The 11,861-nt window shown below is 55.3% G+C and carries 9 protein-coding genes; 4 read left to right on the top strand and 5 right to left on the bottom strand.

Features of this window, described 5'->3' with window-relative positions:
* The first annotated feature begins 276 nt into the window (after window positions 1–276).
* Both K787_RS0109635 and wrbA read left to right on the top strand, forming a co-directional pair.
* Complete coding sequence (locus tag K787_RS0109635; RefSeq protein WP_022962595.1) at window positions 277–840, top strand: bifunctional pyr operon transcriptional regulator/uracil phosphoribosyltransferase PyrR; 564 nt, start codon at window positions 277–279, stop codon at window positions 838–840.
* Between the two features lie 195 nt (window positions 841–1,035).
* Window positions 1,036–1,635, top strand: a complete 600-nt coding sequence (wrbA, locus tag K787_RS0109625; RefSeq protein ID WP_022962593.1) for an NAD(P)H:quinone oxidoreductase — start codon at window positions 1,036–1,038, stop codon at window positions 1,633–1,635.
* A 95-nt stretch (window positions 1,636–1,730) separates the two neighbouring features.
* Here the strand turns inward: wrbA and tpx are convergent, their stop codons facing one another.
* The 3 genes from tpx to K787_RS0109610 form a co-directional block, all read right to left on the bottom strand.
* A complete protein-coding gene (gene tpx / locus K787_RS0109620) occupies window positions 1,731–2,231 on the bottom strand; it encodes a thiol peroxidase (RefSeq protein ID WP_022962592.1) in 501 nt (166 codons plus the stop codon).
* 61 nt (window positions 2,232–2,292) lie between these two features.
* Complete coding sequence (locus K787_RS0109615) at window positions 2,293–5,997, bottom strand: translocation/assembly module TamB domain-containing protein (RefSeq protein ID WP_022962591.1); 3,705 nt, start codon at window positions 5,995–5,997, stop codon at window positions 2,293–2,295.
* Window positions 5,994–7,700 carry an autotransporter assembly complex protein TamA gene (locus K787_RS0109610; protein ID WP_022962590.1) on the bottom strand — a complete coding sequence of 569 codons (1,707 nt, stop codon included), beginning with the start codon at window positions 7,698–7,700 and terminating at the stop codon, window positions 5,994–5,996. The genes K787_RS0109615 and K787_RS0109610 overlap by 4 nt, the downstream gene beginning before the upstream one ends.
* A gap of 121 nt (window positions 7,701–7,821) precedes the next feature.
* Here K787_RS0109610 and xthA point away from each other — a divergent pair, with 121 nt between their 5' ends.
* The gene (xthA, locus tag K787_RS0109605; protein WP_022962589.1) at window positions 7,822–8,637 is read left to right on the top strand and encodes an exodeoxyribonuclease III; all 816 of its coding nucleotides are present in this window, start codon (window positions 7,822–7,824) and stop codon (window positions 8,635–8,637) included.
* Between the two features lie 76 nt (window positions 8,638–8,713).
* On the opposite strand, the gene clpA is transcribed toward xthA, so the two are convergent.
* Both clpA and clpS read right to left on the bottom strand, forming a co-directional pair.
* Window positions 8,714–10,981 (bottom strand): ATP-dependent Clp protease ATP-binding subunit ClpA, encoded by a 2,268-nt coding sequence (clpA, locus tag K787_RS0109600; protein WP_022962588.1) that lies wholly within the window; start codon window positions 10,979–10,981, stop codon window positions 8,714–8,716.
* A gap of 34 nt (window positions 10,982–11,015) precedes the next feature.
* Window positions 11,016–11,378: an ATP-dependent Clp protease adapter ClpS gene (gene clpS / locus K787_RS0109595; RefSeq protein WP_022962587.1), complete on the bottom strand. Its 363-nt coding sequence runs from the start codon at window positions 11,376–11,378 to the stop codon at window positions 11,016–11,018.
* A 210-nt stretch (window positions 11,379–11,588) separates the two neighbouring features.
* On the opposite strand from clpS, the gene cspD reads away from it, so the two are divergent.
* Window positions 11,589–11,855, top strand: a complete 267-nt coding sequence (cspD, locus tag K787_RS0109590; protein ID WP_022962586.1) for a cold shock domain-containing protein CspD — start codon at window positions 11,589–11,591, stop codon at window positions 11,853–11,855.
* Window positions 11,856–11,861 lie beyond the last annotated feature (6 nt).

The raw sequence follows: 11,861 nt of genomic DNA, 5'->3' as shown, positions 1-11,861 counted from the left end.
GCTGGCTGTCAGCGCTCTTTCAGACTGCTCCATTGGCATTATTTGGCGTTGATTTATGTCAAATGCATGGATAAACCCTGCGCCGAGCGTGTTAACCACGCACACCTTGGTGATTTCCGCTACTGCAGTTGATCAATATCAATCAGGCCGGGCACTAACTGGGTATGTTGGGCTAGGTGGGCAGGGCTAAAGCGTCAGGCTAAAGAGTTTAATACTCGCCGGTGACCTGTTGATGTTATGCCCGACATTGCTCTCCAGCATCAATGGGAGATATCTATGCCGATACGGCTCCAAAGTCAGCGGTTGCGCCTGTACGACAGTGATGAACTCGACCAGGTGCTGCAAGCCATGGCGCGCCAGGCCGCCGCGCTTTTGCCGTCCGAGCACGTGGCGCTAATTGGCGTCCAACGCCGCGGCGAACCTCTGGCACAGCGTTTACAGCAATACCTGGCGCTTCAAACCGGTAAGCCAGAACTACCGCTCTATCCGCTGAAGGTCAAGCGCTATGCCGACGACCTCAAAGTGTTGCATACGCTCACAGAGTTGACTGAGAACCCCATTTTAGGCGATTTGCGTCTGGCCAACACCACAGTGCTAATTGTCGATGATGTGCTTTTTGAAGGCCATTCGCTGTTACGTGCCTGTGCGTATCTGGCTCAACTCGGCGCGCGTAGGGTTTGTACTGCCGTTTTGGTTGATCGGCATGTCAGTCAGCAGCCGATCCACGCCGACATTGTCGGCGTGCATCTGCAAGTTGCTGACAATGACATAGTCGAATGCAACGTACCGCCCTATGAAAAAGACTTTTGCATCGAGATTGTGCGTCATGGTGCCGTGTGATGATCGGGTCACTGCCAGCCTGTTAACTGAAACCGGCTCTTTTGATGCCGCCAGACATATCCTAAATATCGTTTTTCCCGATATGTTCGCGCGGTATTTTGATTTTTTTATCGCATAAATCTGATGCATGATGACTCTTCATTTGGGCTTAGCACCAACTTTCCCTTCATCACCCAATAGTAAGGAGTCTTACTCATGGTCAAGGTACTTGTGCTTTATCACTCCATGTACGGTCACGTAGAAACCATGGCAAAGGCCGTCGCGGACGGCGCCGCAAAAGTGGCCGGGGTCGAGGTTGCCATCAAGCGTGTTCCGGAAACCATGAACACCGAGGCTTTCACGGCCGCTGGCGGCAAGGCTGAACAGGATGCCGCCATTGCTGCGCCAGCTGAGCTGGCTGACTACGACGCGATTATTTTTGGCGTACCTACGCGTTTCGGTAACATGTCCGGCCAGATGCGTAACTTCCTGGATCAGACTGGCGGTCTGTGGGCCAAGGGTGCATTGTTTGGCAAGGTGGCCAGTGTCTTCGCATCAACCGGTACCGGCGGTGGCCAGGAAATGACTATCACTTCCACCTGGACGAGCCTGGCCCATCACGGCATGACCATAGTGCCGATCGGTTACGGCACTCCCGAACTGTTTGATATATCCCAGGTCAGCGGTGGTACGCCTTATGGCGCAACGACCCTGGCAGGCGGCGATGGGTCGCGGCAGCCGGACGAGCGCGAGCTGGCTATCGCCCGCTTTCAGGGTGAGCATGTGGCCAAGATCACCGCTAGCCTCAAAGGCTGATATCGGGCCTGGTTCGCATGTTCTGACTCACTCAGTATCGGAAACGAAGAAGGCGCCAACCGGCGCCTTCTTGCTGTCGGTTGAGCTATCGACTATCAGGAAAGCGCTGCCAACGCCTGGTCGTAATTTGGCTCATCGCCAATCTCGCCAACCAACTCACTGTGCAGCACGGTGTCATTTTCGTCCAATACGACTACCGCACGTGCGGTAACGCCTGCCAGCGGACCGCTTTCGATGGCTACTCCGTAGTCCTTGAGGAACTCGCTGCCGCGCATGGTGGACAGGTTGATCACGTTATCCAAGCCTTCAGCACCGCAAAAGCGTGCCTGGGCAAATGGCAGGTCGGCAGAAATGCACAGCACAACGGTGTTATCCATAGCGCTGGCCTTACTGTTGAAGGTTCGCACGGAAGTCGCACAGGTAGGCGTATCGATGCTCGGGAATATGTTCAGAACCTTGCGCTTGCCGCTAAAACTGGCAAGGCTCACGTCAGACAAGTCTTTGCCAACAAGCTTGAAAGCCGGCGCCTTGTTGCCTTTTTGTGGCAGCTCGCCACCGATGGTGATGGGATTACCGCCTAGATTAACGCTGGACATGGAAACTCCTTAAATCATTGCAGGGAAACGCGCAGTCTTTGCGCGGGACAACATAATGCAGTCAGAAATCAATACGGTAGAAGAAATCCAACGAACTGGCAAAGCCGCTGACGGCCTCCAGATATAATCTTCGCGTTAAATCGTAACGAAGGGCCAATTGGTTAGCGGGCTCAAATACGCTAACACCATACCTCAAGCTGATTTTGTCCGTAATATAACCTGCAGCCACCACTTGGGTGCCTACGCCCACCCCTTCTGTTTCAAGCTGAAAACCTTCAATACCCAAGCTGCTAGCGATATTACCCGCAATAGGGGCACTGCCTGCCAGCCCAAGTGCCAGGGCAGCCTGCCCGACCATATTGTTATCGCCACCGTCACCGCCAAGTGGGCGGCCGAGGATCAGATAAGACAACGCTTGTTCCTGCGCCATGCCCGGCTCGGAAAATACTTCTGACTGCGGTGCCTCCGCTCGCCCGGTAAGGCGTAGACCAGCTACCACGTAATCCACACGACGGATGGCTTCAATATCCAGAAAGGGCTGCGATATCGGACCGGCAAACAGGATTTGAGCGCGACGCAGGCTTAGGCGTTGGCCATAACGGTTGAAGCGGCCATCAAGAATATTCAGGTTGCCGCTGGCGTTCATGTTCTCCTCCACTTCAATCCGCCCGCTCAAGCGGCCGGTAAGGCCAAAGCCGGAGAATCGTAATTGGTCACCAATCAATAGCTGCACGCGGGCACGAATATCCAAGGGTATTTGCTCTTCCTTCATCTCCTCACCGACGATGACAACATCAGGAGAGAGTCTGACGGCCTGCTCTGGTAGCTCGCGTACCGTAATATCCCCTTCGGGGATCGCTATTTGCCCCGTCACTTGAAGACGATTGTCGGCCAGAGCGATATTCAGGTTCGGGCTGACGCTCAATGCAGCGTAAGGCTCTACCGTTACGGGCAGCGCATCACCTTGCAGTGTCAGATCAAGGTCGAGTTCAGGTGCCCAGATAACAGCACCTCGCAAACTGCCCTGCCCTTGCTCGCCACTACGCCATTTGCCGTCTATCTCCGCGCGCTGGCCGGCGACCAGAATATCAATGCTCAACTGTTCCAGGCTGATGGGTAACGTGGGCCCGCTGACATGCCCTTCTCTTAGGCGGAGGTCGCCAGTCACCCTTGGTTCTGCCAAGGTGCCGCTCAGGCTGCCTCGCCCGCCCACCTCACCGCGTAATTCCTCCACCTGGGTCAGGAAGGGTCGTAAAATATCCAGCTTCAATTGTTCGATGCGGTACTCGCCAGTGAGATTTCGCTCGCCGGCGGGGTCATCGATACGCGCCTGCACGTCCAGCCTCCCCAGACCTTCACTGGCGAGCAACAAACGCGTATTAGCCTGACCTGCTTCAAGTAATGTATTGAGCTGCAGGCTTTCATAAGGGAATGCCAAGGTCTGGTCGAGGTTGCGGACGTTGATGACCCCGTTCAGGCTGGAAATATCTACCCGAGCGACGGGCTCGCCACCCACCGCTTGAGTGAATTCGATATCAGCATTAAGTATGCCGTCCCAGGTGAAATCCTCAGGCAATACGCCATCGAGTGTCTCCAGCGCAAAGTCGTTCAGCGCCAGGCTAAGTCGCCGATCTGGCAGTAAATGCTGCTCTCCGGTAAAACACAGGCGGGCGCCTTGCTGTTGCCAGCAATGCGCTGCCATGCGCAATCTCGCAGGCTCCAGACGATAATTAAAGGCGGCTTGATTAACCAGTCGCCAAATCATTTCTTCATAGGCAAGCTCGGCCGCGTTGAGTTGCCCCTGCCAGTTATCCGCAGACAACTGGCCGGTCAATTGCGCCCGCAGGTCGATGATGCCCCGGTCAAGCGTCAGTGTCAGATTATGCTTGGCTTTGTTGCCACCTAAGCTCAGCTCCAGGTCACCCAGTCGCGTTTCACCATTGCGTATGCGTGTGGTGCTGAGTGTCAGCTCACCCGGCAGGCTGTCGGTCAGGCTCACCCTGCCCTGCAAATTCAGCTCGGCGATGCTCAGCTCTTCCAGCCCAACGCGACGGCCGGTCAGATTAAGGGCAATTACCGGGGCAGAGGGGTTGCCGCTGGCGTTAACTGCGCCTTTTATCTCGCCAGCCAATCCTGGCCATAGGGTATTCAGACGGGGCAAGTTGATATCCATCTTGGCAGCAATCTGCTCGCCCCATTGCAGCCCGCCCGCAATGCGATTCTCGCCCTGGCGCAGCAGTAAATCGTTGACCAGCCAGGTGTCAGTCTGTTTGTCCAGGGAGCCAGAAACAGCCAGTGGCTGTGCCCGCAATGATCCATCCAACGCCCACTCTGCGGTCATTTGCAGGCTGTCACCGAGACTCCCTTGGCTGCTAATTGGCCCGTTCAGTTCACCAGGCAACTGAGCGACGAATACGCCGGGATTGAGCTTTTCGAGAAGCAAGCTGACGTTCCATGCCAGAGTTTCACCCATATCGATAACCGCTTCGCCAGAGGCTTTGCCTGCCTCGGTTTGCAGCTCGAATGGGGCAATACGCACTGATTCTTGATTGCCATTGGCGGTCATCGCCAGCTCGACCGTTTGCCCGGCCACGCCAGATAACCGCGCAACCAACTCGCTGCTGACCTCCAGATCACGGAGGCTGGCAGTCATTGCCAACTCCTCAAGCTGGATGGCTCCGACGTCCTGCGGGTACAACCATTGCCAGGGGAAGTGCTGCAAATCCAATGTCGCGTCGGCCAATAGCTGCTCTTCCCAACTCGCATCTGCGGCGAGCCGCAAGCGCCGATCTGGAGCCGCCGCGACGCTGAGCTGCAACACCAGCTCGCTGATGCCGCTCAGGCCGGCCTGAGCGTCCAAGTCGAGATCGATGCGCCCGCCTGAGCCGGGAAAATGGGCATTTCCTTGCAGCACAAAACCGCTGTCCAGGTTGCCGCTGAGCTGTAGGCGCAGATCGTTCAGAGTTAAGGTCTCCGGCCACTCTTGAAGCGGCAGGAAAGCTTCGCCTTGCCAGGCCAACATGAGGGGCAGTTCCGCTTCCAGAGGGTTCCCCCTGGCACTCAAGATGCCCTCCAGATAGCCGCGGCTGAACGCCTTGATTTCCAGATCGTTCAGACTACCATCCAGTCGAATGTCAGCAGACCAGTCCCGCTCATCCACGGGCGGCAAGGTCACTGCGGCATTAATCTGCAACGGCCAATCACCGGTCATCCGCAGGTCGCCATCCAACTGCCAATCCAGATCAGGGCCATTGCCGGTAAAGCGTTGAATAACCAATTGATCGCCGCGGCTATAAGCTGACAGATACATATCGGTCAGCAGCGGCTGTTCATTATTTAGCCACAGGCTGCCAATACGGATGCGCTCAAGCTGAATGTCGATCGGCAGGTTCAGTTCCGGAAGCGTCACCGCTTGGCGCTCAGGGGCTGGGTCCTCACTGGGTTTGGACTGAATATGAATGCTCTCGATATCCAATTCATCTATGCACAGACGCGTCTTGAACAGGCAGTCCGGCGACCAGGCAACGCGCACCTGATCGATAACCACCTCAATACCCTCATCACGCCAGACAACCTGCTCGAACTGCCAGCCGCGCCACAGTTGCCCTTCAGACAGCTCCAGATGCAAACGCGGCTCCTGGTCCATTACCTTCTGGAAAAGCCAACGGTTGACAGTCTCGCTGGCAAGCAGAAAGCCGAGGATTACCGGCAGGCACAGAAGAACCAACAACCCCAGCAGCAGATACTTGAGAACGGGCCTGATCACAGTTCAGGCCCCATGGAGAAGTGAACGCGAAAACCTTCATCGGGTTCGGTAATAGACCGGGCCAGATCCACACGGATCGGTCCTACCGGAGAGACCCAGCGCACCCCCAAGCCAAGACTGGTTTCACGCGCATCCGTCAGAGAATCCATCGCGTTACCGTGATCGACGAAAGCAGCGCCACGCCATTTGTCGATAAACTCGTATTGGTATTCCAGGCTGGTCGCCACCAGGTAACGGCCACCGATTCGCTCGCCAGAGTCGTCGGTAGGCGCCAATGTGCGGAAGTCATAACCTCGCACGCTTTGATCCCCACCGGCGAAAAACCGCAGCGAAGGTGGCAGTTTCTCGAAGCTTTCGCTGGCAATAGCGCCGACATTGGCGCGCGACAGAAAACGATGCCGCTCAAAAATCGTATACAAGCCTTTCGCGCTGGCATTAGCTCTGAAAAAATCAAAATCGGCAATGACGCCTTCCTTCGCACCTTGCAGCTCCAGCATCAAGCTATAGCCTTTGGCCGGGTCGATGCTGTTGTCGCTGATGGTGCGCTGCAGCGACAGGCTGGGAATCAGCAGCGTACTGCGGCCCGATTCGGTGCCCACCGAAAAGCGCTCCTGCTCCAGCCGTAGCCCGATTACCCGGTCCCAGCCACTGTCCAGGGTGCGCAGTAGCTGTGCACCTACGGTCAGACTGCGGGTCTCAACATCGTCTATTTCTTCATCCTGAAAGCCGGTAAAAAACCGCAAAGAATGACTTTGGGGTGGGTCCAGGGGGATCTGATACCAGGCGCTAAGCTGCTGGCGCGGAGCCGAAATCTCCAGATCGGCTCCGCGGGAGTGCCCCTGCGGGTTGATCCAGTGCTGTGTCCAGTTGGCCTTTGCCCGCGGCCCCACATCGGTCGAGAACCCGCCACCAAAACCCAAAGAATGCTTGTTACGCTCGCGTATTTCTACGCTAACGGGTATCAGTCCGTCTTCTGCGCTGTTTGCGGGGGCAGATACCTGAACCGTTTCGAAGTAGCCGCTAGACAGCAAATCCCGATTGAGCTCCGCCAGAAGATCCGCATCGTAGGGCACGCCGGTACGAAAACGCACCATCCGCTGCAACAGATTTTCATTGAAGGGCGTATCGGAGAACGCAACATCACCGAGCCGGAACCGGTCTCCTGACTGATACACCAGGGTGATGTCTGCCTGGTAGTTGTTCACGTCAACCCGCAATTGCTGTTGCTCGAAGCGGCCAGCGAAATAGCCGTAACGCAAAGCCTGATTGGTGATCAGCGTTTTGTAGTTCTCGTAGTGGCCATGATTGAGAACGGCGCCTTGTCTTAACCTTGCGCTGGAGGGCAATTGAAATGCTTCGCTGCCCTGCCCCGGCCCTTCAACCCGAATGTCCACCTTATTGAGTAGTACCGGCTCGCCGAGAGTCACGTTCAGCACCAGGACCGGCGCATCACGGGGGCCTGTCACGTCGGGGCGAATACGGGCTTGGTAGAATCCCAGCGCCTGAGCAGCTTTATTGGCCTGGTCGCTACTATGCCGTGCCAGGCGCCACATGTCCCGACGAGTGTTCGCCTGCAGCGGCCCGATAAAAGCCTCGATGTTGTCTTTCACCCGGTTGTTGCGGGGCTCTACGATCACCTGTAATTGAGCCATGACTGCCGCGGGAATGAACAACAGGCAAATCAATATAAAAAAACGGCCCATGTGATCCTTCCGGGGTTAAATTGGCATTGAGAATGCTAACATGTCCCATCAGCCAGTCCGGCAAAAAATACATTTGCTTACAGACGCAGCGGCAGAAAATGACCGCAAGACAGGACAAGAAATGAAAATCGTCTCTTTTAATATCAATGGATTAAGAGCAAGACCTCACCAACTTAAACAGATCGTGGAAAAACACGATCCTGATGTTATTGGTCTCCAGGAGACTAAAGTTGATGACCTGATGTTTCCACTTGCCGATGTTCAGGCTCTGGGTTATCACGTGCACTATCATGGTCAAAAGGGCCATTATGGTGTCGCCTTGCTAACGCGCGCCGAGCCACTGTGGGTGCGCAAAGGATTGCCAAACGATACTGACGAATCACAAAAGCGCATGATCTGTGCGGCCATCCCTGTGGCTAGTGGAGAGCCGCTGATTGTTTTTAATGGTTACTTTCCACAAGGTGAGAGCCGTGACCATCCGATCAAGTTCCCTGCCAAAACACGTTTCTACGCAGATCTTCAGCGTCATCTGCAGGATGACTACCGTCCCGAGCAAAGACTGGTGGTCATGGGCGATGTGAATATTTCACCAGAGGACCTGGATATCGGTATTGGCGCTGAAAATGCCAAACGCTGGTTGCGCACAGGCAAATGCAGCTTCCTGCCCGAGGAGCGCGAATGGATGGGCAAACTCAAGGGATGGGGGCTGACCGATACCTTCAGGCACCTGAACCCGGATGTGGATGACTGTTTCAGTTGGTTTGATTATCGAAGCCGTGGCTTCGAAGACAATCCAAAACGGGGGCTGCGGATCGATCTGGTGATGGCCAGCAAGGGCCTGATTGACCAGTGCACGGGCAGCGGGATCGACTATGACATTCGCGGCATGGAAAAGCCCTCAGACCACGCACCGGTCTGGGCACAATTCAAGCTCTGATCAGCCGATGCTTGAACAGCTGATTTGACTGAAACAGCGACAGAGCGGGCAACCCCTGCTCTGCCGCGCCTACCTGTCAGGCCATCTCTTCCTCAAGCACTTCCAATACCAACTCATTGTCACGCAGGCTGATATGCGCGGTACCCCCGTGTTCGGCCAGATCGCCGAAAAGAATCTGTTCCGCCAGCGGACGCTTGAGTTTCTCTTGGATCAATCGTGCCATTGGTCGTGCACCCATCAACGGGTCGTATCCGTGCTCGGCTAACCAGTCCCGCGCGTCCTCATCGACATCCAACAGCACGTGTTTGTCCTCGAGCTGGGCCTGCAGTTCGGTAAGGAACTTGTCGACCACAAACTTGATGCTGTCGTGACTCAGGCGGCCGAACTGGATAATAGTATCCAGGCGATTGCGGAATTCCGGGGTGAAGGTTTTCTTGATCACCTCCATCGCATCGGTACTGTGATCCTGTTGGGTAAAGCCAATCGAGGACCGCGCCATGGATTCAGCACCAGCGTTCGTGGTGAGCACAATAATCACATTGCGAAAGTCTGCCTTGCGGCCATTGTTGTCGGTCAAGGTGCCGTGATCCATTACCTGCAGCAGCAGGTTGAAAACCTCCGGATGTGCCTTCTCGATCTCGTCAAGCAGCAGCACGCAATGGGGATTTTTGGTCACAGCCTCGGTGAGCAGACCGCCCTGGTCAAAGCCCACATAACCAGGAGGCGCCCCAATCAGGCGTGACACCGTATGGCGCTCCATATACTCGGACATATCAAAACGCAGCAGCTCTACACCCAAGCTCTTAGCCAGTTGGCGAGTAACCTCGGTCTTGCCGACACCGGTCGGCCCAGAGAACAGGAAAGACCCGACCGGCTTGTCGGCCGACTTCAGCCCTGCACGTGAGAGCTTGATGGCGGTGGCCAGCGCATTGATCGCGTCGTCCTGGCCAAATACCACCAGTCGTAGATCGCGTTCCAGGTTCTTCAGCAACTCTTTGTCGCTGGTTGATACGTGCTTGGGAGGTATGCGCGCAATCTTGGCAACAATGGCTTCAACTTCGGCCACATCGATAATGGGTGCACGCTCGGCGATAGGCTTGAGCCGCTGGTAGGCACCAGCCTCATCAATCACATCAATCGCCTTATCTGGCATATGCCGATCATTGATATAGCGCGAGGCAAGCTCTGCAGCAGCCTTGAGCGCTTCATCGGTATAGCCGATGCCGTGGTGGTCCTCAAAGCGGCTTTTCAGACCCTTGAGGATCAGGATAGTGTCTTCCACTGACGGCTCGACAATATCGACCTTCTGGAAACGTCTGGCCAGCGCGCGGTCTTTCTCAAATATGCCACGAAACTCCTGAAACGTGGTTGAACCGATACAGCGCATCTCACCGGATGTCAGCAGTGGCTTGAGCAAATTGGAGGCATCCATCACCCCGCCGGAGGCTGCACCAGCGCCGATAATGGTATGAATTTCGTCGATAAATAGAATGGCATGTGGGCGTTTGCGCAGGGCTTTTAGCAGTGCCTTGAAGCGCTTCTCGAAATCACCGCGGTATTTGGTCCCTGCCAGCAGTGCGCCCAGATCAAGCGAATAGACCACGGCTTCTGAGAGGATATCCGGGACTTCACCATCGACAATGCGCTTGGCCAGGCCTTCGGCTATAGCGGTTTTACCCACCCCAGCCTCGCCCACCAGCAGCGGGTTGTTCTTGCGACGCCGCATCAGTATCTGTGCCACCCGTTCGACTTCTTGCGCGCGACCCACAAGCGGATCAATACGGCCCAATCTGGCTTGCTCGTTAAGATTGCTGGCATAAGCATCCAAGGGGTTGGTGGACCCCACAGCTTCGCCGCTTTCTTCGTCGATGCTATCCTGATCCGGCTGCACCTGCTCAGCATCACCGCCTACTTTGGAAATGCCGTGGGAGATGAAGTTGACGATATCAATCCGCACTATTTGCTGCTGCTTAAGAAAGAACACCGCCTGGCTTTCCTGCTCACTAAATATGGCTACCAGGACGTTGGCACCGCTGACCTCGCCCTTGCCAGAACTCTGTACATGGAATACCGCACGTTGCAATACGCGCTGAAAACCCAGCGTCGGCTGCGTCTCACGTTCGTGATCCTGCTTGGGGATAAGCGGTGTTGTGGAGTCGATAAATTCGGTCAACTCACGCCGCAGGCGCTCCATGTCGGCACCGCACGCACGTAACACATCGATGGCTGCATGGTTGTCCAGCAGAGCCAGCAAAAGGTGTTCAACGGTCATGAATTCGTGACGTTTGTTGCGGGCTTCCTTGAACGCCAGGTTCAGGGTGATCTCGAGATCTCTATTGAGCATGGTGCCACCTCGTCGTGCGACTTGAGTCGCTTGATTACGCTTCCCGTTCGATTTGACACATTAACGGGTGCTGGCATTCCCTGGCATAGTCATTGGCCTGTGCGGCCTTGGTTTCCGCAATGTCTCTGGTAAAGACACCGCATACTGCCCTTCCTTCAGTATGGACCTTTAACATGATCTGTGTAGCGGCTTCCCGATTTAAAAAGAAAATGCTTTCGAGAACTTCCACGACGAAATCCATCGGCGTGTAGTCGTCATTCATCATGACGACCTTGTAACGCGACGGCGGCTTTAATTCCGGCTTGCTGGTCTCGACGGCCAGGCCGGCGTCATCGTCAAATTCGGGCTCGTCAGGCCGCTGGTTCAAGGTTAGTTGAAAACGCTTTAGTGCAAACATGGGAAACATCGCTGCTTTCAGGGTGTCAGAAGATTGAACTGACAAAATGTGCGCTACAGCACAGCTTGCCAGAGGCTAACTTGACTTACTTTGATTCAGTGTTAAAAAGTGTAAACGAGCGTTGCATGGCGGTCATCTGTTTAAGCACATGCCGGGCTAATTTACTAACCACCGGAACACCCCCGGGTTGGAAACTAAGAGGGATGTAGTATGCAAAACGGCAAAGTCAAATGGTTCAACAATGCCAAAGGCTACGGTTTCGTCGTGGCTGAGGGAAGGGATGAAGACCTCTTTGCACATTACTCGGCTATCCAGATGGACGGATACCGTACGCTTAAAGCAGGGCAAGCGGTCAAGTTCGATATCATTCAGGGCCCCAAGGGTTTGCACGCAGTGAATATCCAGTCTGCCGATCAGACAGCTGCTGCTCAGCCAGTTCACCTCAACGTGGGCGAAATAGAGGAAAGCCACCACTGATCGCGC

The sequence above is a fragment of the Halopseudomonas pelagia CL-AP6 genome, from assembly GCF_000410875.1.
Classification (GTDB): domain Bacteria; phylum Pseudomonadota; class Gammaproteobacteria; order Pseudomonadales; family Pseudomonadaceae; genus Halopseudomonas; species Halopseudomonas pelagia.
This window is presented reverse-complemented; position numbering and strand designations above follow the sequence as displayed.